Source organism: Streptomyces synnematoformans (genome assembly GCF_039531005.1).
Taxonomy (GTDB): Bacteria; Actinomycetota; Actinomycetes; order Streptomycetales; family Streptomycetaceae; genus Streptomyces; species Streptomyces synnematoformans.
On sequence record NZ_BAAAPF010000036.1, the window covers coordinates 1 to 24352 of the forward strand.

The 24352-nt window shown below is 73.7% G+C and carries 21 protein-coding genes; 9 read left to right on the forward strand and 12 right to left on the reverse strand.

Going from position 1 to position 24352, the window contains the following annotated elements; genetic code table 11:
* Positions 1 to 123 precede the first annotated feature (123 nt).
* Positions 124 to 879, reverse strand: a complete 756-nt coding sequence (gene erm / locus ABD317_RS09180; protein WP_344289325.1) for an ErmE/ErmH/ErmO/ErmR family 23S rRNA (adenine(2058)-N(6))-methyltransferase — start codon at positions 877 to 879, stop codon at positions 124 to 126.
* 653 nt (positions 880 to 1532) lie between these two features.
* On the opposite strand from erm, the gene ABD317_RS09185 reads away from it, so the two are divergent.
* The gene (locus ABD317_RS09185; protein ID WP_344289299.1) at positions 1533 to 2294 is read left to right on the forward strand and encodes a nucleotidyltransferase domain-containing protein; all 762 of its coding nucleotides are present in this window, start codon (positions 1533 to 1535) and stop codon (positions 2292 to 2294) included.
* A gap of 70 nt (positions 2295 to 2364) precedes the next feature.
* Positions 2365 to 3630, forward strand: coding sequence for an MFS transporter (locus ABD317_RS09190; protein WP_344289300.1), 1266 nt, complete (start codon positions 2365 to 2367; stop codon positions 3628 to 3630).
* Positions 3631 to 3661: 31 nt separating this feature from the next.
* On the opposite strand, the gene ABD317_RS09195 is transcribed toward ABD317_RS09190, so the two are convergent.
* On the reverse strand, positions 3662 to 5569 hold the full coding sequence (locus ABD317_RS09195) for an ABC transporter ATP-binding protein (RefSeq protein ID WP_344289301.1): 1908 nt from the start codon (positions 5567 to 5569) through the stop codon (positions 3662 to 3664).
* Between the two features lie 159 nt (positions 5570 to 5728).
* Between ABD317_RS09195 and ABD317_RS09200 the strand changes: the two genes are divergently transcribed.
* Positions 5729 to 7330: a penicillin-binding transpeptidase domain-containing protein gene (locus ABD317_RS09200; protein ID WP_344289302.1), complete on the forward strand. Its 1602-nt coding sequence runs from the start codon at positions 5729 to 5731 to the stop codon at positions 7328 to 7330.
* Positions 7331 to 7423: 93 nt separating this feature from the next.
* On the opposite strand, the gene ABD317_RS09205 is transcribed toward ABD317_RS09200, so the two are convergent.
* Positions 7424 to 7936, reverse strand: coding sequence for an FHA domain-containing protein (locus ABD317_RS09205; protein ID WP_344289303.1), 513 nt, complete (start codon positions 7934 to 7936; stop codon positions 7424 to 7426).
* 178 nt (positions 7937 to 8114) lie between these two features.
* Here ABD317_RS09205 and ABD317_RS09210 point away from each other — a divergent pair, with 178 nt between their 5' ends.
* Positions 8115 to 8597, forward strand: coding sequence for an NUDIX hydrolase (locus ABD317_RS09210; RefSeq protein ID WP_344289305.1), 483 nt, complete (start codon positions 8115 to 8117; stop codon positions 8595 to 8597).
* A 12-nt stretch (positions 8598 to 8609) separates the two neighbouring features.
* Here the strand turns inward: ABD317_RS09210 and ABD317_RS09215 are convergent, their stop codons facing one another.
* A complete protein-coding gene (locus tag ABD317_RS09215) occupies positions 8610 to 9230 on the reverse strand; it encodes a LysE family translocator (protein WP_344289306.1) in 621 nt (206 codons plus the stop codon).
* A gap of 98 nt (positions 9231 to 9328) precedes the next feature.
* On the opposite strand from ABD317_RS09215, the gene ABD317_RS09220 reads away from it, so the two are divergent.
* On the forward strand, positions 9329 to 10252 hold the full coding sequence (locus ABD317_RS09220) for a bile acid:sodium symporter family protein (protein ID WP_344289307.1): 924 nt from the start codon (positions 9329 to 9331) through the stop codon (positions 10250 to 10252).
* Here the strand turns inward: ABD317_RS09220 and ABD317_RS09225 are convergent.
* Entirely contained in the window at positions 10179 to 11348 is a 1170-nt protein-coding gene (locus ABD317_RS09225; RefSeq protein WP_027756556.1) for an alpha-hydroxy-acid oxidizing protein, read from the reverse strand. The two genes, ABD317_RS09220 and ABD317_RS09225, sit on opposite strands and share 74 nt — an antisense overlap.
* A complete protein-coding gene (locus ABD317_RS09230; protein WP_344289308.1) occupies positions 11345 to 13639 on the reverse strand; it encodes an MMPL family transporter in 2295 nt (764 codons plus the stop codon). Before ABD317_RS09230 ends, ABD317_RS09225 begins: the two co-directional genes overlap by 4 nt.
* A gap of 406 nt (positions 13640 to 14045) precedes the next feature.
* Between ABD317_RS09230 and ABD317_RS09235 the strand changes: the two genes are divergently transcribed.
* Positions 14046 to 14609, forward strand: coding sequence for a Uma2 family endonuclease (locus tag ABD317_RS09235; protein WP_344289309.1), 564 nt, complete (start codon positions 14046 to 14048; stop codon positions 14607 to 14609).
* A 51-nt stretch (positions 14610 to 14660) separates the two neighbouring features.
* Here ABD317_RS09235 and ABD317_RS37790 read toward each other — a convergent pair whose 3' ends face one another.
* Complete coding sequence (locus tag ABD317_RS37790; RefSeq protein ID WP_425582314.1) at positions 14661 to 15083, reverse strand: response regulator transcription factor; 423 nt, start codon at positions 15081 to 15083, stop codon at positions 14661 to 14663.
* A 2-nt stretch (positions 15084 to 15085) separates the two neighbouring features.
* Complete coding sequence (locus ABD317_RS09245; RefSeq protein ID WP_344289310.1) at positions 15086 to 15685, reverse strand: ArsR/SmtB family transcription factor; 600 nt, start codon at positions 15683 to 15685, stop codon at positions 15086 to 15088.
* A 229-nt stretch (positions 15686 to 15914) separates the two neighbouring features.
* Between ABD317_RS09245 and ABD317_RS09250 the strand changes: the two genes are divergently transcribed.
* Positions 15915 to 17162: a serine hydrolase domain-containing protein gene (locus ABD317_RS09250; protein ID WP_344289311.1), complete on the forward strand. Its 1248-nt coding sequence runs from the start codon at positions 15915 to 15917 to the stop codon at positions 17160 to 17162.
* Positions 17163 to 17258: 96 nt separating this feature from the next.
* Here ABD317_RS09250 and ABD317_RS09255 read toward each other — a convergent pair whose 3' ends face one another.
* The 4 genes from ABD317_RS09255 to ABD317_RS09270 form a co-directional block, all read right to left on the reverse strand.
* Entirely contained in the window at positions 17259 to 20102 is a 2844-nt protein-coding gene (locus ABD317_RS09255; RefSeq protein WP_344289312.1) for a glycoside hydrolase family 2 TIM barrel-domain containing protein, read from the reverse strand.
* A gap of 296 nt (positions 20103 to 20398) precedes the next feature.
* The gene (locus ABD317_RS09260) at positions 20399 to 21208 is read right to left on the reverse strand and encodes an ATP-binding cassette domain-containing protein (RefSeq protein ID WP_027752441.1); all 810 of its coding nucleotides are present in this window, start codon (positions 21206 to 21208) and stop codon (positions 20399 to 20401) included.
* Positions 21209 to 21211: 3 nt separating this feature from the next.
* Positions 21212 to 22231 carry an ABC transporter substrate-binding protein gene (locus ABD317_RS09265; protein WP_344289313.1) on the reverse strand — a complete coding sequence of 340 codons (1020 nt, stop codon included), beginning with the start codon at positions 22229 to 22231 and terminating at the stop codon, positions 21212 to 21214.
* 138 nt (positions 22232 to 22369) lie between these two features.
* On the reverse strand, positions 22370 to 23251 hold the full coding sequence (locus ABD317_RS09270) for an ABC transporter permease subunit (RefSeq protein WP_027752439.1): 882 nt from the start codon (positions 23249 to 23251) through the stop codon (positions 22370 to 22372).
* Between the two features lie 313 nt (positions 23252 to 23564).
* Here ABD317_RS09270 and ABD317_RS09275 point away from each other — a divergent pair, with 313 nt between their 5' ends.
* Both ABD317_RS09275 and ABD317_RS37795 read left to right on the forward strand, forming a co-directional pair.
* Positions 23565 to 24143 (forward strand): GNAT family N-acetyltransferase, encoded by a 579-nt coding sequence (locus tag ABD317_RS09275; RefSeq protein ID WP_344289314.1) that lies wholly within the window; start codon positions 23565 to 23567, stop codon positions 24141 to 24143.
* A 94-nt stretch (positions 24144 to 24237) separates the two neighbouring features.
* Positions 24238 to 24321 (forward strand): putative leader peptide, encoded by an 84-nt coding sequence (locus ABD317_RS37795; protein ID WP_367648462.1) that lies wholly within the window; start codon positions 24238 to 24240, stop codon positions 24319 to 24321.
* The last annotated feature ends 31 nt before the right edge of the window (positions 24322 to 24352 follow it).

Here is a 24352-nt window from a genome sequence, read left to right on the forward strand (position 1 = left end):
GCGCCGCACACGTCGCCGGCTCTGGTGCGGTGCCGCGAAGCCCGCGCGGCAGCGGGGCCCGCTGCCGCGCGGGCCCGGCGCACCCCGGCGGTACGCCGCCCTGCTGGCCGCAGGCCGCAGGCTTCAGCGCAACGTCTTGTGCAGCGTCAACCACTGCGCGGGGGTGGCGAACGCCACCACCGTGTCCCTGGGCAGGGCCGCGGCGCGGAAGCCCGCCGTCAGCCGCGCCGGCGGGTGGCCCGCGCGGCGCAGCGAGGCGAACAGCGTGCCGCCCGCCCCGCCGAACCCCGCCTCGACCATGCGACGGTACGCGGCCTCCTCGCCCCGCGGCAGCAGCGGGCGCCGGCGGCGCTCGATCCGCAGCACCGCCGAGTCCACTTGCGGCACCGGCCGGAAGCACTCCCGCGGCACCCGGCCGCACAGCCGCCACTCGTGCCACGGCCACGTCCGCACGGTCAGCAGGCTCCAACGGCCGAAGTCCCCGGTCCGCTTGCGGGCGTACTCGAGCTGGGTGACGAACGTCGCCGCGTCGAGCCGCGGCGCGCGCAGGCACCAGTCCACGATGTCGGAGGTCCGCGCGTACGGGACATTGCCCACGACCGCGAACGGCTCCCGCGGCGGCCGGGCGGTGAGGAAGTCCTGCCCCACGACGCGGACATGGGGGTGCGCCGCGAACCGGGCGCGGAGCCCGCCGAGGAGCCGGCGGTCGATCTCGTAGGCGATCAGCTCCCGGCAGCGCGGGGCCAGCGCCTCGGTCAGCGCCCCCCTGCCGGCGCCGACCTCGACGACGAGCCCGCCGAGCCCGCCGTCCGGCTCCGGCGCCGCGAGGCGCGCCACGCGCTCGGCGACGGTCCGGCTGGCCAGGAAGTTCTGGGACAGGGTGCGGGACCGGGAGCCGGGGCGCGCGCCCCGGCCGGTCGCGGGGGAGCCGCGGCGGCGGTTGGTGCGGGCGTCGCCGCCCGCGTTCGTGCGGGCGTCGTCGCCGGCACGACGGTTCGTATCGGAATCCGCGCGCGCGTGCGCGCGTCGGTGAGAGCGGGCCACAGCCGGCCGTCCTTCCGGAAGAAAGTGCGTTCCTGGACTGGCGGATGGCCCTGGCCGGGCAGCACGACGTCGGCCCTCGGCGGGGCGGTGCAGACGTCACGGGAGAACGCCCGGCGTGCGCGCTCAGGGCGCGCGGACCGCGGGGGCTGCGACGGAGTCGCTCAGCGGGAGTGCCGTCCCGGGCTGCCGGTCAGGGCGCCGGGACCACGCGGGGACGGTACGGCAGGAGGACGTGGGCCGTATTCCGCAGACCGGCGTGGCCACCGGTGCACAGACGGGTGTACCCGCCGATGCCCGCGGAGCAGCAGCCTGCCACGACGTCTCCTTGCCTGGGATGTACCTGGGATGCACGTCCGCGGCCCAGCATAGCCGCGCGCCCGACGCCCGGGCACACCGTTTTCGGCGCCCGCCGGCACCCTCGCGTACCCCGGCCCGCACGCTCGGTGGCGCGGCTGCTACGCTCCCGCTGGGCCGTACCCGGGAGCGAGATGACCACCGCTGCCTTTCCCACCCCCCTGCACCGCACGGTGCTTGAGGTGGTGCTGACCGAACTGCGCGCGGACCCCGACGTCCGCGGCGTCCTGCTGTCCGGTTCCCTCGCCCGCGGAACCGGACGTGCCGATTCCGACCTCGACGTTCTCGTGGTCACCGCCCGCGAACCCGTGCACCCGCCCCCCTGGCGGTCCCGGCGCCGCCCGCTGCCCGTCGACCTGGTGCCCCGCACCGCCGACCGGTGGCGGTCCTGCTTCGCGCCGGACCGCGTCGGCGACGAGTCCTGGGGCTACGCCTTCCTCGACGGCGTCGCCCTGCACGACCCCGACGGCGTGGTCGCCCGGCTCATGGCCGACGCCGCGGACATCCACGCCGGCTACCGCACCCCCGCGCCCGTCAAGGCGCACTACGCCGAGCTGTGGGCGCACGTCGTACCCAAGATGCGGGCCGTGCGCCGGCGCGGCGACCCCGTGGAGACGGGGTGGGCGGCCGCCGTCATGACCAACGAGCTGATCCGCACCCTGTGGGCGGCCAACGACCTGCCCAACCCCTCCCTCGACCTCGGCACCTGCCAGCGCTACCTGGGCGACCTCGCGAGCCCCGCGGGCGCCGCCGACCTCCTGCGCGCCGTGCTGCGCGCGGCCCCGCGGGACGCGCTGCGGCTGCAGCTGGAACTGCTGGAGGACGTCCTGCCGCTGCTCGCCGCGCCCGCGGCGCCGCGCCCGCCGCCGGGCGCGAAAGGCGGAGCATACCGGTAGCGGACCCGGCGAAGCGGGACGAACGCGCTCCGGTTTCGCCCCGCCCCGGCGGCACGGCAAGCTCCCCTCCATGGCATACGCATCCCCCTGGCGCGTGCCCGCCTTCCGACGGCTGTACGCCGCCACCGCCGCCGACCAGATCGGCATCCAGGTCGGCCATCTGGCCATACCGCTGGTGGCGCTCGGCCTCGGTGCGAGCCCCGGTCAGATCGGCCTGCTGGCCGCGCTCGGCACCTCGGCGTACCTGCTGATCGGCCTGCCCTCCGGGGTGTGGGTGGACCGGCTCGGCTGTGTGCCGGTGCTGGTGGCCGCCGCCCTCGTCCGGGTCGTGCTGCTCACCGCCGTGCCGCTGGCCCTGTGGTTCGGCGCGCTGACGCTCCCGTACCTGTACACGGCCGTGCTGCTGGTCGGCTGCGCGACCGTCTTCTTCGACGTCGCCTCGCACAGCTGTCTGCCCCAGGTGGTGGGGCGGGAGGCGCTGGTGCGGGCGAACGCGGGCATCGTGAGCCTGCACGCGGTGGGCAGCGTCGCCGGCCGCGGGGTGGGCGGGCTGCTGGTGGAGATGCTGACGGCGCCGGTCACGGTGGCCGCGCAGGGGGTGAGCCACCTGGCCGCGGCGGTGTCGCTCACCGGCATCCGCGGCGGCACGGCACGGCGTCGGCGGGCGGCGCCGGCCGCGTCCCGGCGGCTGGCCGCCGAGATGCGCGCCGGGCTGCGGCACGTGCTGCGCAGCCGTGAGCTGCGCCCGCTCGCGCTCGGCGCCGCCTGCGCCAACCTCGGTGCGCAGACCGTCAACACGATGATCCCGGTGCTCTTCGTGCGCCAACTCGGGCTGCCCGCCTGGCTGCTGGGCGTCTACTGGGTGTTCTGCGGCACCGCCACCTTCGTCGGCGCCCGGCTGGCCCGGCCGCTGGCCGCCCGGCGGGGGTGCGGGTGGACGCTCGCCACCGCGGGGCTGTGTGTGGCACCGGCGGCGCTGCTCGTACCGCTGCTGAGCCGGTCGCCGCTGCTGTGCGCGGCGGGGGTCGCGGGGATGGCGCTGGTGTCGGTGAAGATCGGCGTCGACAACGTGCTGGGGCTGAGCCTGCGGCAGGGGCTGACGCCGGATGCGCTGCTGGGCCGCATGAACGCCACCTTCCGGTTCCTGCTGATGGGCTCGGTCGCGCTGGGCTCGGCGCTGTCCGGCGTGATCGGTGAGTTCGCGGGCGTGCGCGCGGCGCTGTGGACGGGGGCGGTGATCCTCGTGGTGGCGGCGCTCCCGCTGTACTTCTCGCCGGTACGCGCCCGCCGCCACCTCCCGGGCGCCCCCGTCCCCGAGCCGGACCGGGTCGTCTGACCCGCCCGCCCCACCCCCGTACGCCCGCCGGCTACGCCTCCTGCGCCACCAACTCCGCCCCGCCGCCGCACTGTTCGCCCTCCTCGGCGAACTGCGTCCGGTACAGCTCCTCGTACCGCCCGCCGGCCGCCAGCAGCTCCGGGTGCGTGCCCCGCTCCACGATCCGGCCCTCCTCCACCACCAGGATCTGGTCCGCGGCCCGGACCGTGGACAGCCGGTGCGCGATGACCACCGCCGTGCGCCCGGCGAGCGCCTCCGCCAGCGCCTCCTGCACCGCCGCCTCCGAGGTGGAGTCCAGGTGCGCGGTGGCCTCGTCCAGCACCACCACGCGCGGCTCCGCCAGCAGCAGCCGGGCGATCGTCAGCCGCTGCCGCTCGCCGCCCGAGAGCCGGTAGCCCCGCTCGCCGACGACGGTGTCGAGCCCCTCCGGCAGTGCCGCCATCAGGTCGTCCAGCCGCGCCTTGCGCAGCGCGTCCCACAGGTCCGCGTCGCTCGCGCCCGGCCGGGCCAGCAGCAGGTTCTCGCGCACCGACTCGTGGAAGAGGTGCCCGTCCTGGGTGACCATGCCCAGCGTCGCCCGCACCGACGCGGCGGACAGGTCGCGGACGTCCACGCCGCCGAGGCGCACCGTGCCGCCGTCCGCGTCGTACAGCCGCGGGATCAGTTGCGCGATCGTCGACTTGCCCGCGCCCGAGGAGCCGACGAGGGCGACCATCCGCCCCGGCTCCGCGCGGAACGACACCCCGTGCAGCACCTGCGCGCCGGCCGTGCCGTCCAGCACGGCGACCTCCTCCAGCGACGCCAGCGACACCTTGTCGGCGGCTGGGTAGCCGAAGTCCACCGCGTCGAACTCCACCGCCACCGGCCCCGCCGGCACCTCCCGGGCGTCCGGCCGCTCGGCGACCAGCGGCTTGAGGTCCAGCACCTCGAAGACCCGCTCGAAGCTGACGAGCGCGCTCATCACCTCCACCCGCGCCCCCGCCAGCGACGTCAGCGGCGCGTACAGGCGGGTGATGAGCAGGGCGAGGGCCACGACGGCGCCGGCGTCGAGGCTGCCGCGCAGGGCGAGGAAGCCGCCGAGCCCGTAGACGAGGGCGAGGGCCAGCGCCGAGACCAGGGTGAGGGCGGTGATGAAGAGCGTCTGCACCATCGCCGTACGGATCCCGATGTCGCGCACCCGGGCCGCCCGCTCCCGGAACTCCGCCGACTCCCGCTCCGGCCGCCCGTACAGCTTGACGAGCGTGGCTCCGGCGGCCGAGAAGCGCTCGGTCATCTGGGTGCCCATCGCGGAGTTGTGGGCCGCGGCCTCCCGCTGCAGCCGGGCGAGCCGGGCGCCCATGCGGCGGGCGGGGAACACGAAGACGGGCAGGAGCACGAGCGCCAGGAGGGTGATCTGCCAGGAGAGCCGCAGCATGACGGCGAGCGTGAGGAGCAGCGTCACCAGGTTGCCGACGACCCCGGACAGGGTGTTGCTGAACGCGCGCTGGGCGCCGAGCACGTCGTTGTTGAGCCGGCTGACCAGGGCGCCGGTGCGGGTGCGGGTGAAGAACGCGACCGGCATGCGCTGGACGTGGTCGTAGACGGCGGTGCGCAGCTGCAGGATGAGCCCCTCGCCGATACGCGCCGACAGCCAGCGCGCCAGCAGCCCGAACCCGGCCTCGGCCACGGCGATCCCGGCGATCAGCAGCGCCAGGGACACCACCCGGCCCTCGTCGGCGTCGCCGACGATCGTGTCCACGACCCGGCCGGCGAGCAGCGGCGTGGCCACCGCCAGCGCCGCGGTGATGACGCTGAGCAGCAGGAACCACCTCAGCAGCCGCCGGTGCGGCTGGGCGAACCGCCAGATCCGCCCGAGTCCGGCCCGCGACAGCGGGCGCTTGTCGCGCTGCGCGGTGACCGTGCTGTGGAGCGACTGCCAGGCGGTGGCCTGCATGTCCATCGGGTTCTCCCGTCTCGTGGTGCGCGGCCGGGTGCGGCGGCCCGCACCGTAGAACCTAGAACCTGAACCATGGTTCAGTGCAACCGCCGGCCGGCGGAGCCGGCGGGTAGAGTCGTCGGTGGCCCGGGGGAGGGGCCGCAATCTGCAGGGGGGACGCGCATGCGAACCGGGGCCAAAGCCGTTTTATGCCTGGCGCTCGCCGGGATGGCCGCGCTGGCCGTCTTCGGCGTCACCAACATCTACCGGGCGCTCGACACCGGGGGCGGGGGCGGGGACGAGGTGAAGACCGGCCCGCCCAGCGCGGCCGAGGTGCGCGAGACCGCCCGCGGCTTCCTCGCCGCCTGGGCCGCCGGCCGCCCGGCCGCCGCGGCCCGGCTCACGGACTACGCCGCCGAGGCGCAGCCGGTGCTCGGCGCGTACTTCAACCGGGCGAAGGTGCGGAAGGTCGCGCTGGAGCCGGGCGCGGCGAAGGGCGCGACGGTGCCGTTCTCGGTCACGGCGCGGGTCGTGGCCGGGGGGCACGCCAGGACATGGACGTACGACTCGCGGCTGACGGTCGTCCGCGGCCGGACGACGGGCAGGCCGCTGGTCGACTGGGACCCGTCCGTCGTGCATCCGGCCCTGGCCGGCGACCGGCGGCTGGTGACGCGGGAGGGCGAGTCCCCGCGGGCGGTCGCGGTCGGCGCGGACGGCGGGACGCTGAGCGGGGAGGACTACCCCTCGCTGGCGCCGGTCCTGGCGCAGCTGCGCGAGCGGTACGCGGGGAAGCTGGGCGGCAGGCCCGGGATCGAGGTGCTCGTCGAGGACTCCGGCGGAGGCGTCGTCAGGTCGCTGCTCGACGTCTCCCGGGGCCGGCCGGCGAAGCTGCCGACGACGCTGGACGCCGGCGTCCAGGAGGCGGCGGAACAGGCGGTGCGGGAGCACCCCCGGGCGTCGGTCGTGGCCGTGCGGCCCTCCACCGGCGAGATCCTGGCGATCGCGAACGCGCAGGACGACGGGGAGTTCAACAGCGCGCTGCAGGGCGCCACGGCGCCCGGCTCCACGTTCAAGATCATCACAGCGGCGGCGCTGCTGGCCGGGGGCGTCACCCCCGAGACGCCGGTGAGCTGTCCCCGCACCTACGCGCACGACCAGGGCATGACGTTCACCAACGCGGAGGGCGGCGCGAACGAGGACGCCACGTTCGCCGAGGACTTCGCGCAGTCCTGCAACACGGCGTTCGTCTCGCTCAGCGACGAGCTGGCCGACGACGAGCTGGCCGGCACCGCCCGCCGCTGGTTCGGCCTCGGCGAGGACGACTGGCACACCGGCGTGACCACCTTCGACGGGAGCGTGCCCGCCGGGGAGGGCGACGAGAAGTCCGCGGCGATCATCGGCCAGGGGCGGGTGCAGATGAACCCGCTGAACATGGCGTCCGTCGCCGCCACCGTCGCCAGCGGAGGCTTCCGGCAGCCGGTGCTGCTCCCGCGCTCGTTCCACGACGGCGAACTCGCCACCGCCGAGCCGCTGCCCGCCCCGGTGGCGGCGGACCTGCGCCGGATGATGGAGCTGACGGCGACCCACGGCACGGCTGCGGGCCTCGGGCTCGGGGCCGGCGCGGGGGCGAAGACCGGGTCGGCGGAGGTCGACGGGCAGGAGCTGCCGGACAGCTGGTTCACGGCGTACCGCGGCGACGTGGCCGCGGCGGCGGTGGTGCCGGCGGGCGGCCACGGCAACGAGGCGGCGGGGCCGGTGGTCAGGCAGGTGCTGGCGGCGGGGTGAGGCGGCGGCGCCGGGCCGTACGGGCCGGCCGCGCGGTGCCGTGCGGTCGGCGCGCGGCCCGGCCGCCGGTCCCGGCCCGTATCCGCGCGGCGGTCAGCGGTCCGTCAGCAGGTAGCGGGTGTGCCCGAAGCCCAGTTGGTCGCCCGGCCGGACGGGCGCCTCGCCCGTCAGCCGGCGGCCGTTGATGAACGTGCCGTTCGTCGAGCCGAGGTCCCGCAGCAGCCACACGCCGCTCGCGCAGCGCAGCTCCGCGTGCATCCGCGAGACGGTCTCCTCCACCAGCCGCAGCCCGTTGCGCGGATCCCGCCCTATGCGCAGCGGGAACGCGCCCGGCGCCGGCAGCATCAGCGGCGGCAGCCGCTCCGCCTGCCACGCCTGCTTCACCCGCACCCCGAGCGACGACGCCTTGGCGACCGTGCCGAGGATCGCCCGCGTCAACCGCCCCTCGCGCGGCGGCAGGTCCGCGGTCAGCGCCGCCAACTGCTCGTGCGAGTGGGCGGCGAGCGCCAGCTCCATGCGGGCCAGGAACGTGTCCTGCGACAGCCGGCCCTCCGCCGCGCCGTCGCGCAGCAACTCGATGGCCCGGTCCCGTTCTTCGTCGGACACGCGCGGACCCCCCGCCGGGTACACGGGGAAGGCGGAATGCGTGGGGTGGTCGAAGCCGGACACCCTCGAATTGTCGGACGGGCTACACCGGGTGTCCAGTGCGCTTCCGTTCCCGTACGGACCCGTGACAAATGATCGACACGCCGCCGCACCGGACCCGCTCGTCTAGGGTCGGCGCATGCGTACACCCCGCCGCGCAGCCCGGCTCGCGCTCCTCGACCCCACCGGCGCGATCTTCATGTTCCGCTACGACGACGCCGAGGCCGGCATCCACTGGGCCACGCCCGGCGGCGGCCTGGACCCCGGCGAGAGCCCGCGCGCGGGCGCGGTGCGCGAGCTGCACGAGGAGACCGGCTGGACGGACGTCGAGGCCGGCGAGCTGCTGTGCACCTGGGAGCACGACTTCACCCGCCTCGGCGTGCCGGTGCGCCAGCACGAGCACATCTACCTGGCCGCCGGGGCGCGCCGCGAGCCCACCCCCGAGGCGGTCGCCCGGCACCCGGAGGACCGGATCCTCGGCTGGCGCTGGTGGCCGCCGGCGGAGCAGGCGGACCCGTACGAGCCGCTGTGGCCCCCGCCGCTGGCGACGCTCCTCGCCGGCCCGCGCGGCGGGCCCGTGGACCTCGGCTATCTGCCGGTCGCCCCCTCGCACACGCCGTAGCGCCCGCCGCCCTCAGTGCTCCATGGCCAGCCGGATCCCCAGCGCCACCAGCACCGTGCCGGACACCTGCTCCAGCCGCCGGCGCACCCCGGCCCGCGACAGCACGCCCTGCAACCGGCCCACGAACCACACGTACACCCCGTACCACCCCACCTCGTACACCGCCCAGAGCGCGGCGAACGCCACCGTCGTCGCCAGCTGCGGCGCCGACGCCGGCACGAACTGGGGCAGGAACGAGATCGCGAAGACGCCCGCCTTCGGATTGGCCAGGTTCAGCAGCAGCCCCGAGCGGTACGCGCGCCACGACGTCACCTCCTCCGCCGCCCGGTCCGCGAACTGGGCCGCCGTACCCCGCCGCGCCGCACGCAGCGCCTGCACCCCGAACCAGACCAGCACCGCCGCGCCGACCCAGCGCATCACGTCGTACGCCAGCTGCGAGGCCGCCAGCAGCGCGGTGAGGCCGAAGGCGGCGACCGTGCCCCACAGGAACACGCCCGTCTCGTTGCCGAGGACGGTCATCATCCCGGCGCGGCGGCTGTGGATCGAGTTGCGGATGATCAGGACCGTGCTGGGGCCGGGTGTGGCGGCGATCAGCGTGCAGGCCCCGAGGAAGGCGAGGAGGGTCGCAAGCATGCGGACCATCCTGGGGCGAGCGCAAGCGGAGGCGCCATCGGTTTACCGCCGCCCCGGCGGCATGGACAGCGCACCGCGCCACCCAGCAGGCTGTGCGTGTGAACTCCCCGGTAACGACCGTCATGATGCCCGTCGTCCTCGCCGTGATCATGTACGGCCTCGGACTGGGCCTCGCGCTCGCCGACTTCCGGCGCGTGCGGCACCACCCCCGCGCCGTCGCCGCGGCGCTGGTCTGCCAGGTGCTGCTGCTGCCCGCGGCCTGCTTCGGGCTGGTGCTGGCCTTCGACCTGGCGCCCGCGTACGCGGTGGGCATGATGCTGCTCGCCGCCTCGCCGGGCGGGGCCATCGCCAACTACTACAGCCGGCTCTTCGGCGGCGACGTGGCCCTCAACATCACGCTCACCGCGGTCAACTCAGGGCTGTCGCTGTTCTCCCTGCCGCTGATCGTCAACTTCTCGCTGGAGTACTTCGACGTCGGCCGCGACTCCCTGGGGCTGAACTACGACAAGATCCTCCAGGTCTTCGCGATCGTGCTCATCCCCGTCGGGCTCGGCATGCTGACCCGGGCCCGCGCCCCGCGGGTCCGCGAGCGCATCGACCGGCCGGTCCGGGTGGCGTCCCTGTTCGGGCTGTTCCTGGTCATCGTCGGCGTCGCCTGGGTCGAGCGGGACCGGATCACCGACTCGTTCGTGGACCTTGCGCCGATCACGTTCCTGTTCACGCTGGTCTCGCTGGCCGTCGGCTACGGCGCCACCCGGCTGGTGCGCGCGGCGCATCCGCAGGCCGTGGCGTGCTGCTTCGAGATCGGGATGCACAACGTGGGGCTGGCCATGACCATCGCGATCAGCCCCACGCTGCTGGACAGCACCGAGATGGCCATGCCGGGCGCGGTGTACGCCGTCGTCAGCTACGTCGCCGCCACCCTCGCGGGCTACGCGCTGCGGGCGATCAACCCGGAAGGCGCCGCACGTCGTCCGGCCCCGGTCCGGCCGGCGAGCGGTGACCCGACAGTCCGAGGGTGAGGTCGAGGTCGGCGAGCAGGCTGCGCAGCACGTGCGCCACGCCCTCCTCGCCGCCGTGGGCGAGCCCGTAGGCGTACGGCCTGCCGTACAGCACCGCACGGGCGCCCAGCGCGAGGGCCTTGAGCACGTCCGCTCCGGTGCGCACCCCCGAGTCGAAGAGCACCTCGACCCGGTCGCCGACCGCCTCGGCGATCTCCGGCAGCACGTCGAGCGCGGCGACCGCGCCGTCGACCTGCCGGCCGCCGTGGTTGGAGACGACGATGCCGTCCATGCCCGCGTCCGCGGCCCGGCGGGCGTCGTCCACGTGCTGGATGCCCTTGAGCAGGATCGGCCCGTCCCAGTGCGCCCGCAGGAACGGCAGCCGGTCCCACGTCCGGTCCGTGCCGGTGAACATCGGCACCCAGCGCAGCACCGCCGCCCCCAGGTCCTCCTCCGGCGGCTTCGCCAGCCCCGCCCGGAACGCCGGGTCGGAGAAGGCCACGGCGGTGCCGACGCCGCGGATGAACGGCAGGTACGCGGCGTCGAGGTCGCGCGGGCGCCAGGCCAGCGTCCAGGTGTCGAGGGTGACGACGAGGGCGGTGAAGCCCGCGGCGCGGGCGCGCGCCAGGATGCTGGCGCACACCTCGTCGTCGTTCGGCCAGTACAGCTGGTACCAGCGCGGCCCCGCGCCGCTCGCCTCCGCGACCTCCTCGATGGAGTACGAGGAGGCGGTGGACATCACCATCGGCACGCCGAGGGCGGCGGCGGCGCGGGCCGTGGCCAACTCGCCGTCGGGGTGCACGATCGACTGCACCCCGACGGGCGCCAGCAGCACGGGCGCGGGGAGCGCGGAGCCCAGCACCGTGGTGGCCAGGCTCCGCTCGGTGGCACCGGTCAGCATGCGCGGGACGAGGCGGACCCGGTCGAACGCCTCCCGGTTGGCCCGGGCGGTGGCGCCCGAGCCGGCCGCGCCCGCGACGTACCAGAACGGACCGTCCGCCAGCCGTTCGCGCGCGGACTGCTCCAGCGCGGCGAGGTCGGTGGTGAACGGCGGCAGCCTGTCCGCCAGGCCGTTCAGGTAGATCTCGTTCTGGTAGTTGCCGAACGGCAGGTTCATCGGCGGCTCCCTTCGACCAACGGAGAGTCTGCGGGAACCGGCGGCGGAACGCTACCCGTCGGTACCGGCCGGGGCTCGTGGTGCTCCAGGTCGGGCAGCCAGCGCAGCGCCCTGGGGAAGTGCCAGTTGCGCTCGCCGAGCAGCGACATCACCGCGGGCAGCAGCACGCCGCGGATGATCGTCGCGTCGATCAGCACCGCCGTCGCCAGGCCCACGCCCATCTGCTTCATGGACTGCATCGACAGCGTTCCGAAGATCGAGAACACCGCGACCATGATGACGGCCGCGCTGGTCACCACGCCCGCGGTGGTGATCACACCGTGCGAGATGGCGTCCGCGGTGTTCCGGCCCTGCGCCCGCGCCTCCTTGATCCGGGAGACCACGAACACGTGGTAGTCCATGCTCAGCCCGAAGAGGATGACGAAGAGGAACAGCGGCAGCCAGGCGACGATCGCCCCGACGCCCTCGGCGCCGACCAGGCCCGCGCCCCAGCCGTGCTGGAAGACCATCGTCAGCACGCCGTACGCGGCGCCCACCGACAGCAGGTTGAGCAGGATCGAGGTGATCGCGATCGTCAGCGACCGGAAGGCCATCAGCATCAGCAGGAAGGCGAAGGCCACCACGAAGAGGAAGACCGGCACCACCGCGCCGACGAGCTGGTCGTTGAAGTCCTTGCTCCCCGCCACCTGGCCGCCGACCGGCGCCTCGACGCCGTCCACCGCCTCCAGCGTGGCCGGCCGGATCTCGTCGCGCAGCAGGGCGAGGCTCTTCTCCGCCCGGTCCTGGTCGGAACCGCCGACGAGGGGCACCTCGATGATGGCCACGTTGCTGTCGTCGTGGACCTCGATGTCGATCGGCCCCTTCGACGCGCCCGTGGCCAGCGCCTGCTCCTCGAAGTCGGCCATGGCCCTGCGCACCTCGGGCGCGGTGATGTCGTCCGCCTTGACGACCACCTCGGCGGGGTCGGAGCCGCCGGGGAACGCCTCGTTGACCCGGTCGTAGGTCTGCACGATCGGCAGCGAGTCGCCGAACTCCTGGTCCAGCGTCAGGTTCGCGGTGTTCATGCCGAGGGCCGGCACGGCGATCGCCACCAGCGCGCCGGTGGCCACCACCGCCGCGGCCTTCGGCCGGCGCAGCACCCGCGTCAGCACGGCCCGCCACACCCGGCTCTCCCCGCCGGCGTTGGACCTGCCCCGCTTCAGCCGCGCCAGGAACGGCACCCGGCCCTTCTCGACCCGCTCACCGAGCAGCGACAGCATCGCCGGCAGCACGGTGACCGAGCCGACCATGGCCACCGCGACCACCATCAGCGACGCCACGCCCATCGCCTCGAAGTCGGCGAGGCCGGTGAAGAGCATGCCGCACATGGCGACGATGACGGTGATCCCGGAGACCAGCACCGCCCGCCCGGAGGTGGCGGCGGCGATCTCCAGCGCGGTACGCGCGTCCCGCCCCCTGGCCCGCTCCTCGCGCTCGCGGCGCAGGTAGAACAGGCAGTAGTCGACGCCGACCGCCAGCCCCACCAGCAGCATCACCGAGTCGGCGACGTCGCTCATCGGCTGCACGTGGCTGACCACGCCCATCAGGCCCATCGTCGCCACGATCGCGGTCAGCGCCAGGACCACCGGCAGCAGCGCCGCCACGAACGCGCCGAAGACGATCAGCAGGATGCCGAACGCGATCGGCACCGCCGAATACTCCGCCTTCTTGAAGTCCTCGCCGAAGGCGTCGTCGAAGGTCTTCTCCATGCTGGCGCCGCCGATCTCCTCGACCAGCAGCCCCTGCGACCCGTGTTTCTCCTGGACCTCCGCGACCGCGTCCGTCACCGGCTCCACCCGGTCCGCCGCGGTCTCCGGGTCGCCCTTCATCCGGAACTGCACCAGCGCGGAACGCCCGTCCGCGGAGATCGTGTCGCTGTCGTACGGCGAGACGACGTCCGTCACCTCGCCGGTGCCCTCCACGGCCCGTACCACGTCCTCGACGGCCGTGCGGAACCCGGCGGCCGACGCCTTCAGCGCACCGTCCGGCGACTGGACGAGCACGCTCTCCCCGACCGGCTCGTCCACCCCCGCGTCCTCAAGGATCTTCGCGGACCGCCCGGTCTCGCCCGGGACCTCCTCGCTGTCGCTGACATCCGCCCGCCCCGCCGCGGAGCCGGCGACGGTCGCCAGCACCACGAACAGCACCCAGATACCCACCGCGGCCCAGCGGTGCGTGACGCTCCAGCCGCCGACGGCCGCGGCGACGCCCTGCCGCCGCTTCGTATGCCTCGGCGCCGTTGGTGCCCCCATCGTCGCTCTCCTTCGTGCGCGGCGGCGGCACACTGCCCCCACCTGCCGATTCGACGCTAGAGAAGCGGGGGCGCGGTCCCCATCGTGCTGGCTGGTGAACCCGGTGGCACTCAGCTCCACCGAAAGTACGGGGGATAACCCCACCACGGAGGAGTCATGCCCCTTACACACAACCCCCCGAAACCACCCCGGGCCCTGCCGCACGACCCGGGTCGGCCCCCGGCGCGGCCGCGCCGCGCGTCCGGTGCGGACGCCACCGCCGCCGGAGTGATCCCCGCACGGGCGTTCGAGGGCTCGCTCGGGATGACGAAACGGATGTCAGCAGGTGAGAGCACCCGTATGCTGGCTGTGTACCGCCTGCCGGGGTATCCCGCGGATGCCGGGCAGGCGAGGAGGTGAAAGGGACATGAGCGTTGCCATCGACCACACCGGGCCCTGGACCGTGGCCGACGTCCTCGCCCTGCCCGAAGACCGCACCACGCGCTACGAACTGCTGGGGGAGTCCCTCGTCATGTCCCCCGCACCCGGCATCCGCCACCAGCGCGCCTCGCTCCGGCTCGCCATGATCCTGCACGCGGCGGTCCAGGCGGCCAGGGCGCCGGTCGAGGTGCTGGAGGCTGTCAACGTCATCCTGCCCTCCGGGCTCGTGGTGCCCGACCTCGTGGTGACCGACGCCGGCGCGACGGCCGAGGACGCCGTCAGCGTCGACGCCGACGGCGTGCAACTCGTGGTCGAACTCGTCTCTCCCGGCAACCGCACCGTGGACCGCAAGTTCAAGCCGATGCTCTACGCCGAGGCCGCCATCCCGCACTTCTGGCGACTTGAGTTCGAGCCGGCCCCCATGCTCGTCGTCTACGAGCTGGAAGACGGCGGGTACGTGGAGCGGACGACCGCACTCGCCGGCGCGACCACCCACCTGGAAGCGCCGCTCCCGATCGCCATCGATCCGGCCGCACTCTCCCAGCAGTAGACGGCGCCTGACGGCAACGCCGACCCATGGCGCCGCGCCTCCGGCTGACGCTCACCGGCCGCGCGGTCCCTGCTCGTCGGCGGGGTCCGCGGCGCCCGTACGGAGGTATTCGAGGACCGCGAGCACGCGGCGGTTGTCGCGGCCGGCGGGCGGTATGCCGAGTTTCGTGAAGATGCCGTTGATGTGCTTGGCGACCGCGCTGCGGCTGAGGACGAGCGTGTCGGCGATGCCGGTGTTGGAGCGGCCCTGGGCCATCAGGGCCAGCACCTCCCGCTCGCGCGGCGTCATCCGGTCGAGGAGGCGGTCGCGCTCCCGTCGGCCCGGCGGCGGCGCCGGGCGGCCCGGTGGCGCGGTGTCGCGTTCCGCCAGCAGCCGGGCGAGCGCCTGCCGGAGCATCTCGGGGTCCTCGGCGATCAGCACCCGGGTCGCGCCGCCGCGCGCCGCCCCAGCCGCGTCCGTGGTGGGGTGCGGCATCGTCAGTCGTCCCCGGCAGCGAGGGCGCCGAGTTCGGTGGGTACGGCGTAGACGGCGGTGTGCACCGGATGGGCGCCGGGGCTCGGCGTGCGGCTGCGCTCGGCGTAGCGGTGGAGCACGGCGAGCAGGTCGGCGCGCAGCTCGCGCAGCTCGCCGGGGGCGAGCCTGAGCGGGGTGCTGGACATCGCGGACACGTTGCGCCAGTGCCGGGGCAGCCCGTGCCGCCGGCGGATGAAGTCCTCGACCACCCGGGCGTCCCGGGCCACCAGGGTCGCGGCGAACGCGTCCGCCGCGCGGGTGGTCGCGGGCTCCTCGTCGGGATCGCGCGTGTAGGTGAGGTCGATCTCGCGCACCCGCCAGGGACGGGCGCGGCCCTTCCCGCCGCGGGTCTCCTCGATGATGCCGTACTTCCCGAGCGTGTTCAGGTGGTACGAGCACACCTTCGCGGTGAGCCCGAGCAGCTCCGCGGCCCGGCTCGCGGTCAGCGGCCCCTCCCGCTCCAGCAGGTAGAGCAGGTCGAGCCGGACCGGGTGCGCCAGCGCCCGCAGCGTGCGCGGGTCGGAGCCGGGGGCGCCGTCGGAAGTGTCCTTCTCGGAAGACATGTTCCGATGGTGTCGAGGGCGCGTGTTCCGCGTCAAGACTGCACAAATCTCCACCCCGAAACGGGCACGAACGCTACCGACACGGCCCCTGCCCGGCGGCCAGACTCGCTCCCACGAGCCGGTCGTGAGGCGAACCGGCCCAGGCCAGGCCGGCGCGGCGGCCGGGAGCCGCATGCACGCGACCGCCCCAGCGCCGCCGACACTGCCCGAACGCCGAGGAGGAGCCCGCATGCGCACACCGTCCGACCGCCACCGCCACCGCCACCGTCGCCGCACCGTCGTCGGCGCCGGCCTGGCCGCACTGGCCACCGCCCCCGTGTCCGCCGCCGCGGCACAGCCCGCCACGGCTGCCTCCGGCCGGGCCGACGACGGCTCCGGCGCCGGCACGCTGCAGCGCGAGGTGGAGCGGGCCCAGGCCGAGGGCAGCTTCGTCAGCGTCGTCGCCCGACTCCGCGACGGCCGGCGCCGCGCCCGCGCCCGCTCGGGCGTCGCCGACCTGGAGACCGCCGAACCGGCCCCGTACGACGGCCACCTGCGCGGCAACAGCATCACCAAGACGTTCGTCGCCGCCCTCGTCCTCGCCCTGGAGGCCGAGGGGCACCTCTCCCTCGGCGACCCCGTGTCCCGCTGGCTGCCCGGCCTGATCTCCGGCAACGGCTACGACGGCGACGCGATCACCCTGCGGCACCTGCTCCAGAACACCAGCGGACTGCCCAACCACACCCAGCTCATCGACTTCGACCAGACCGGGGAGGCCTTCGAGCGCCACCGGGAACGCCACTACGAGCCCGCGGAGCTGGTGGCCATGGCGCTGGCGGAGCCGCCCCGCTTCCCCCCTGCCGACCCGGACGACCCCGAGCCCGACTGGGAGTACTCCAACACCAACTTCGTCGTCGCCGGCATGGTCGTCGAGGCGGTCACCGGCCACGGCTGGCGCCGGGAACTGCACCACCGCGTCACCGGCCCCCTCGGCCTGCGCCACACCTACGCGCCCGCCGACGACACGGCGCTGCCGGCGCCGCACGCCCGCACGTACAAGCGCTTCCCCGAGAGCCGCGCCGCATGGACCGACACCACGGAGCGGAACATGACCTTCTACGGGGCCTCGGCCGAGATCGTCTCCACCCCCGGGGACCTGGAACGCTTCACGACCGCCCTCCTGGGCGGCGCTCTCCTGCCCCCGCCCCAGCTGCGGTCGATGCTGCGTTCCGTCCCGCTCACGGGCGACTTCGCCCGGCTCGTCCCCGGGGGGCGCTACGGCCTGGGCATCATGCGCCGCACCCTCCCGTGCGGCCGCCAGGTGTGGACACCGGCGGGCCAGGGCGCGGGCAGCGAAACGTACGTCTCGGGCACGGCGGACGGCCGCACGGCCGTCGTGGTCCACACCACGGGCACCGGCGACCCCGCCCAGATCACCCGCGGCCTCACGGCGGTCATACGCCTGATGGACAACGTGCTCTGCGACGCCCTCGGCTGACCCGGGCCGCCCGCCACCCGGCCCGGTGGCCCCGCCGCGCCCGGGGGGGCGACGGAACCGCCGGTGCCGGGGCGGAACGCCTGGGGCCTGTCCGGCCTAACCGCGTGCGAACCCGAAGTGGAGTGTGCGCCGGTAGTCGCCCGTCGCGGGGGTGGGGCCGCTCGCCGGGCCCAGCGTCGCGGGCTCGTCGAACTTCGTGCCCATCGCCGGGATCGCGTCCAGGAACGAGAGGTCGCCGCGCGGGAACGGTACCTCGGTGTGCATCGGGTCCGGCCCGACCCGGGGCGTGAACAGCCGCAGGAACATTCCGTCCTCCTCGGCGACGACCGTGAGGCGGCCCGCGGCGGTGTGCAGCGAAGCCCAGCACACGTCCGCGTGGTAGCCCTTGAACTCCGGGTACTCCCAGAGATCGGCGCCGGTGGCGGTGTCGTTGTACTCCTTGGCCCACACGTCGGGCTGCACGCCGCGCAACCGGTTCTTCCAGACGCGGTACGGGCCCCGGCCCAGCCAGGTGACGCCGGTGACGTCCGCCTCGGGGTGATCGAAGCAGACGCCGAAGAAGTCGTGCTCCCCGGTGAGGTGGTAGTGGTAGTCCAGCTGCAGCCACCCACTGGGCCGCAGCTTCCACTTTGCCGCGCGCAGCACCCCGGAGTACGCGGCGCGCACGACGTACGAGGCGCCCTCGCGACCGTGCTCAAGGCGCTCAAGGACCGCCTCGCCGGTGGTCGGCAGCGGCCCGCCGCCGAGCCGGAACTCCGCCCCGTCGCGGGCGGCGCCGACGAGCAGCCCGGTCGCGGTGTCGAACCGCACTTCTGTCCCGCCGGCGGAGAGCACCAGCTCGCCGTCGCCCTCCGCGGCCCTCGCCGCGGGCCCCGGACCCGTGCTGACCAGCCGCCGGGCGTGGTCGGCCGCCGACGCGACGGTCCACGTCCAGGTGTGCAGCTCGCGCCCTTCGGGGTCGGTGGCGGTGAGGGACAGCGCGTCGGCGCGCCGCCACCGCGACGGCAGCGGCAGGCGCAGCACGCCCTCGGCACCGGGGGCGATCTCCGGTGCGACGGCCTCGCCCTCGGCGCTTACGGTGTGGCCGGCGCGGCCGTCGTCGGGGGTCGCGAAGTCCAGCAGCCGCCAGCTGAAACCGCAGCTCTCGGTGCCGGTGAACTGGTAGCGGTTGGCCAGCCAGATCCGCCCGTCGAAGTCGGTCGGCAGCCCGGCGGCGAACCGGCCCGGCTCGGCGAGCTGGACCGGACTCCAGATCTCCTTGATCGTGTAGAAGCTGGCCTCCTTCTCGCGGTACGGGCCGAGTATCCCGTCCGGCGCGGCGTTGCCGGCCACGTCGATGGCGCCGTCGCGGTCGTCGCGGACGACGCCCTCGTCGAGCAGCGCCCACAGGAACCCGCCCGCGGCCAGCGGCTCGTGGCCCATGAGCCGCCAGTAGTCGTCGAGCCCGGTCCCGGCGCCGCCGTCGTACAGGCCGTGCAGGAACTCCGTCGACATGAAGATGTCCGAGCCCTCCGTCAGGATGCGGCGGGTGCTCTCGTACGACTCGTAGTGGTCGGTGTTGATGCCGCGGAAGTTGGCCCAGGGGTGGATGACCGGGCGGCCCTGCGGGTCGTAGCGGCCGAAGTGGTCGTCGAGGGCGGGGTTCCAGCCGCCCTCGTTGCCGTTGGCCCAGAACACGATGGACGGGTGGTTGACATCGCGGGTGACGGTTTCGGCCACCAGCGGCGCGCCGGCCTCCTCGTCGTAGAACGCCTGCCAGCCGGCCAGCTCGTCGATGACGTAGAGGCCCAGCTCGTCGCACAGGTCCAGGAAGTGGGTGTCCGGCGGGTAGTGGGACATGCGGACCGCGTTCATGTTCATCTCCTTCATCAGGAGGATGTCCGTGCGGCTGATCCGCGCGCTGGTGGCCCGCCCTGAGGTGGGCCAGATCGTGTGCCGGTTGGCGCCCTTGAAGACCACCTTGACGCCGTTGACGTAGACCCCGTCCCCCGGGCGCACCTCGACGGTGCGGAAGCCGAACCTCTCGTCGACGCGGTGCACCACCTCACCGTCGGCCCGCAGCTCGACCTCCAGCCCGTACAGGTGCGGGGTCTCGGCGGTCCACGGCAGGGGCGCGGGGATGTCCGCGCGCAGGGTCACGGGCGTCGTCCCCGGGGTGAGCGGGGCATCGAACGGCTCGCCGACGGGCCGCCCCTCGTGGTCGGTGACGCGCGCCGTGAGGCGGTCGGCGGCGCCGGTGCCCGAGACGTACGCGTCGACGCGCAACGACCCGTCCGCGCGGGCGTCGACCGCGATCCGCTCGATGTGCTGGACGGGCACCGCCTCCAGGTGCACCGGGCGGTAGATGCCGCCGAAGATCCAGTAGTCGCTCATCCGCTCCGCCTCGTTGACGGAGTCGTCGGCGGAGTCCTTGCTGACCGCCACCTCCAGCAGGTTCTCCTCGCCCGGTCGGAGCATGTCCGTCACCTCGTGGCGGAACCGGTAGAACCCGCCGCGGTGCACGGGCCCCGCGGACTGGCCGTTGACCCACGCCTCGGTGTCGGTCATCGAGCCCTCGAAGACGAGGAAGACGCGCCGGCCGCGCCAGTCGGCGGGCGGGACGAAGCGGTGCCGGTAACGGCCCTTCTCCTCGGGGACCAGGTTCCAGCCGTAGGTGTACGTGCCGAAGCCGTGGAACTCCCAGTGGGAGGGCACCGGGATGCTGCCCCAGACACCGCTGTTCCGTCCCGCGGTACACAGGAAGTCCCAGTCGACGGGGTGGTCGCTGTCCACGCCCGACAGGTACATCCGCTCGGTGCGGCCCGCACCGGCCGCACCGGCCGCACCAGCCGCGCCGGTCGCACCCGCCGGCGCGGCGTGCGCGGGAGCGAAGGGGAGCCGGCCGGCTGCGACGGCACCCGCTGCGCCGGCGACGAGGGTACGACGGCGTGGCATATGCATGACCTCTCCTCGTTCGACAACATCGCAGTTCAGAGCCATGAGCGCGGAGCGGAAGGAGCATAGGTATCGAATGAATCGAACGCAATGGGCGGATCGCGGCGCCCCAGAGTGCCCCGCACCGCGCGCATCGCACGCCGGTCGCGGGCGCAGGCGTAAGCGCTGACGTGGTGCGGCGGCGTCGCACGATCGAGGGGCGGTCTCCGTGAGACCGCCCCTGCACAACCGAAGTCCCGCTACACCGCCGCCACCCGCCGAGCCGAAAAGACCACGTCAGACAGCAGAATCCTGCTGGAGTACTAGTGCGCCCCGCCCAGCAGCCCGCGGATGCGGGCGGCCAGGGTTTCGAACTCCGGGGCGGACATGACCTTTCCGTAGTCGCGCGCCGCCGGCAGGTCCACCGGCATCGTCTCGACGATACGGCCCGGGCGGGCGCTCATCACCTCCACCCGGGTGCCGAGGTAGACGGCCTCCGAGATGGAGTGGGTGACCAGCACGACGGTCGTGCCCGTCTCCCGCCAGATGCGGTTCAGCTCGATGTTCAGGTGCTCCCGCGTCAGCGCGTCCAGCGCGCCGAACGGCTCGTCGAGCAGCAGCACCGGCGGCTCGTGCAGCAGGGCGCGGCACAGGGCCACGCGCTGCTGCATGCCGCCGGACAACTCGTGCGGCAGGGCCTCCTCGAAGCCCGTGAGCCCCGTCAGCTCGATCAGCTCATCGGCCCGGCGGGCGGCGGCCTGCTTGTCCATGCCGCGCATCTCGGCCTGGAGCAGGATGTTCTTCCGCGCGCCGCGCCACTGCAGCAGCGACGCCCGCTGGAACGCGAAGCCGATGTTGCGCTGAGGGCCGGTCACCTGCCGGCCCAGCAGGCTGACCTGGCCCGTCGTGGGCAGCACCAGGCCGGCGATCATCTTCAGCAGGGTCGACTTGCCGCAGCCCGACGGGCCGAGGATGGACACGAACTCACCGGGCTCGATCCGCATCGAGACCCCGTCGACCGCCGTGGTGCGACTGCGCTTCGTGGTGAACGTGCACGTCACATCGCGGATGTCGATGCTTGCGGACGCCGCCGCGTCGGTCGCGGCGGCCTTCTTCTTTTCGAGCTGCGGCACTGCTCACCCCTTAGCGGCGTACGACGCGTCCCAGTAGTCGGCGGGATTCATGGCCTCCTTCAGCATCCCGCCGTCGGCGAGCAGATCGATAGTCTCCTGCCACGACTCCTCGGAGTTGACGCCGATCCCGCCGCCGTCGCCGGCCAGCAGCGGCAGCGTGTCCTTGAGCTGGTTGGCGAGCACGTTGTCCGGCGGCGGCTCGGTCGCGGCCTCCGACATGATCTGCACGGCCTCCTCCTGGTTGGCCTCGACCTCCTTCCAGGACTTGGTGGTGGCCCGGACGAACGCCTTGGCCAGCTCGGGGTCGTCGGCCAGCAGCTTGTCGGAGGCGACGATGCCGGTGCCGAGGACGTTCATGCCGAAGTCGGAGAAGAGGATGTAGTCGACCGTCTCCCCGGTGGTGTTCTCGATGGTGGGGCCCTGGTCGTGGAAGAAGCCCATGATGGCGTCGACCTTGCCGGCGGCCAGCTGCGAGATCTTGTCCGCGGGCTGGACGTTGACGACCTTCACCTTCGAGGGGTCCACGCCGTTGGCTTCGAGCCAGCCGGGGAAGGTGGCGTACATCGCGTCGCCGGGCGTGCCCGCGACGGTCTTGCCCTCCAGGTCGGCCGGCTCCTTGATGTCCTGGTCGGACATGAACTGCACGGAGGAGGGGCCCTTCTGCAGGAACACCCCGAGGCTCTTGACGCCCATGCCCTCGCCGATGCCCGCCATCAGCGGCGGGGTGTCGGCCCAGCCGAAGTCGGTCTGGTTCTGGGCGACCTGCTGGATGGTGGCGCCCGAGCCGTTGCCGGGCTTGATCTCCAGGTCGATGCCCTCGTCGGCGTAGAAGCCCTTCTCCACGCCGTAGTAGAAGGGGGCGTGCTCCCCGTACGGCACCCAGTTGAGGGTCAGCGTGACCTCCTTGCCGCCCGCGTCGCCGCCGTCGTCGCCGCCGTCGTCGTCGTCCGACGTGTCGGGGGCGCAGGCGGCGGCGGCGAGCAGCGCGCTCAGCAGGGTGAGGGTCGCCGCGGTGCGTTTCATCTCGTTGCCTTCCTGGGTGGTCCGGTGGTCCGGTGGTCCGGTACTGCGGGATACGGGCTGCGGCGCCGTGGCGGCGAACCGGGCGGTCCGGGCGGGCCGGGCGGACCGTGCGGTCGGCGGCCCCGGGCCCCGGACGGCTCAGGTCGTCGCCATGGTCACGCTGGTGCCCTCCCGGCGGCTGGCGTGCCACGGGATGAGCAGGGACTCGGCGACCTCGACGACGACGAACAGCAGCACGCCGATCGCCGACATCAGAATCAGGTCCGCGAACAGCAGCGCGGAGTTCAGGTTGCCGCTGGCGAGCAGGAGGATGTAGCCCAGCCCTTCGCTGGCGCCGACGAACTCGCCGACGACGGCGCCGACCACGGCCAGGGTCACCGCGACCTTCAGCCCGGCCATCAGCTGCGGCAGCGCGCCGGGGAAGCGCACCTTGACGAAGACGCTCCACCGGCTGGCGCCCATCGTGGCGGAGAGGTCCAGCAGTTCGGGGTCGGTATCGCGCAGCCCGGCGACGCCGGAGACGACGACGGGGAAGAAGGCGATCAGCACGGCCAGGATGATCTTCGGGGAGAGCCCGGTGCCGAACCACACGATGAGGATCGGCGCGATCGCGATCTTGGGGATGACCTGGGCGAAGAGGATGATCGGGTACAGGGAGCGCTCGGCCGTCTTGGAGTAGACGATGAGCACGGCGGAGGCGATGCCGATCAGCGCGGCCAGCAGGAAGCCGATGACCGTCTCGTAGAGCGTGACGTAGGTGTGCTCCGCCAGCATCGACCGGTCTTCCCACATGACCTCGAAGACAGAGCCGGGGGTGGGGACGAGGTAGCGCTCGACCATCTCCCGCGCGGTGACGAACCACCAGACGAGGCCGATCACGGCGAGCACGATGAGGGGCCGCCACACGGCGGAGCCGAAGGCGGCGAGCTGGTTGCCGAGGCGCGCTCCGCGCGGCCCCGTCCGCTCGGGGGCGGTCGGGACGCCGGCGGGCGCCTTGAGGTCGTCCTGTGCCGTTGTCACTCGGATGCATCCAATCGAGGTTGAACAAGTGGCCGTCGCCGGGGCAGTTCCTGCGGACTTCGGAACAGCTCTCGGCCGCCGCCCGCGGGGTGACCGGCGCGGTGACCGTGGATGCCTGCTCGTCATCCGGCTTTTCGTGCAACGAGGTGGTGCGGGGTGGTGCCTGGTGCGGTGCTACATCGGTGGCCAAGGCCACAGAAAGCGCTTGCCATAAGCTACGGGCGGCGCCCACCCGCGGGCAAGGGGTCGTGACGCAGATTCCTGCGCCGCACCCGGCTCCGCAAGGCGCCGTGCACCGTGGTCTGATTCCCCTATGCAGAGCACCCTCACCACCTGGTCGCTGGAGCAGACCGCCGCGGACGACCTCAGCCCGGCGGCCGAGCCGGCGGCCGTCGCGGCCGGCGAGCTGACCGTCGTACGCGCCGCGGTCCCCTCGCCCGGGTTCAGCCGCTACCTGTACGGGGCCGTCGGCGCCGACGTGGCGTGGACGGACCGGCTGGGGTGGGACGAGGAGCGGTGGCGCGCCTTCGTCGAGGCGCCCGGGACCGAGACGTGGGTGGCGTACGAGCGCGGTACGCCGGCCGGGTACCTGGAACTCCAGGGGCAGCCGGACGGGGTGGTGGAGATCACCTACTTCGGGCTGCTGCCCGCGTTCCGCGGCCGGCGCATCGGCGGGCACCTGCTCTCCGTCGGCACGGCCCGCGCCTGGGACCTGGCGGAGCGGTGGCCGGGGCGGGCGCGGACGCGCCGGGTGTGGGTGCACACCTGCAGCGACGACGGCCCGTACGCCCTGGACAACTACCGGCGCCGCGGCTTCCGGGTCTTCGACGTACGGACCGAGGACACCCCGGCCGGCCCTCGCAGCGACACCCGCAGCGCCCCCCGGACGTAGCGTCGCACGGCCGAATGTCCACATGCCGAGACCGTATTGTCCGCATGGCGGATTACTGTGGACGATCCGCGGCACCCCATGCCACGCTCTCTTCATGGATCGAGCTGGAGTCGCCCTGGTGAGTCGGCGTCACGTCGATCTCGGCCGCATGTCCAGCGCCATCTGTCCGGCGGGCTGAAAGTCACAGCACCGCCGACCTCCCGCCGCCG

Bases quoted from the DNA above. Each gene is read 5' to 3' on its own strand.
- ABD317_RS09185 (WP_344289299.1), top strand. From the start codon at position 1,533: ATGACCACCGCTGCCTTTCCCACCCCCCTGCACCGCACGGTGCTTGAG.
- ABD317_RS09190 (WP_344289300.1), top strand. From the start codon at position 2,365: ATGGCATACGCATCCCCCTGGCGCGTGCCCGCCTTCCGACGGCTGTAC.
- ABD317_RS09195 (WP_344289301.1), bottom strand. From the start codon at position 5,569: ATGGACATGCAGGCCACCGCCTGGCAGTCGCTCCACAGCACGGTCACC.
- ABD317_RS09200 (WP_344289302.1), top strand. From the start codon at position 5,729: ATGCGAACCGGGGCCAAAGCCGTTTTATGCCTGGCGCTCGCCGGGATG.
- ABD317_RS09210 (WP_344289305.1), top strand. From the start codon at position 8,115: ATGCGTACACCCCGCCGCGCAGCCCGGCTCGCGCTCCTCGACCCCACC.
- ABD317_RS09215 (WP_344289306.1), bottom strand. From the start codon at position 9,230: ATGCTTGCGACCCTCCTCGCCTTCCTCGGGGCCTGCACGCTGATCGCC.
- ABD317_RS09225 (WP_027756556.1), bottom strand. From the start codon at position 11,348: ATGAACCTGCCGTTCGGCAACTACCAGAACGAGATCTACCTGAACGGC.
- ABD317_RS09230 (WP_344289308.1), bottom strand. From the start codon at position 13,639: ATGGGGGCACCAACGGCGCCGAGGCATACGAAGCGGCGGCAGGGCGTC.
- ABD317_RS09235 (WP_344289309.1), top strand. From the start codon at position 14,046: ATGAGCGTTGCCATCGACCACACCGGGCCCTGGACCGTGGCCGACGTC.
- ABD317_RS37790 (WP_425582314.1), bottom strand. From the start codon at position 15,083: ATGCCGCACCCCACCACGGACGCGGCTGGGGCGGCGCGCGGCGGCGCG.
- ABD317_RS09245 (WP_344289310.1), bottom strand. From the start codon at position 15,685: ATGTCTTCCGAGAAGGACACTTCCGACGGCGCCCCCGGCTCCGACCCG.
- ABD317_RS09250 (WP_344289311.1), top strand. From the start codon at position 15,915: ATGCGCACACCGTCCGACCGCCACCGCCACCGCCACCGTCGCCGCACC.
- ABD317_RS09255 (WP_344289312.1), bottom strand. From the start codon at position 20,102: ATGCATATGCCACGCCGTCGTACCCTCGTCGCCGGCGCAGCGGGTGCC.
- ABD317_RS09265 (WP_344289313.1), bottom strand. From the start codon at position 22,231: ATGAAACGCACCGCGGCGACCCTCACCCTGCTGAGCGCGCTGCTCGCC.
- ABD317_RS09275 (WP_344289314.1), top strand. From the start codon at position 23,565: ATGCAGAGCACCCTCACCACCTGGTCGCTGGAGCAGACCGCCGCGGAC.
- ABD317_RS37795 (WP_367648462.1), top strand. From the start codon at position 24,238: ATGGATCGAGCTGGAGTCGCCCTGGTGAGTCGGCGTCACGTCGATCTC.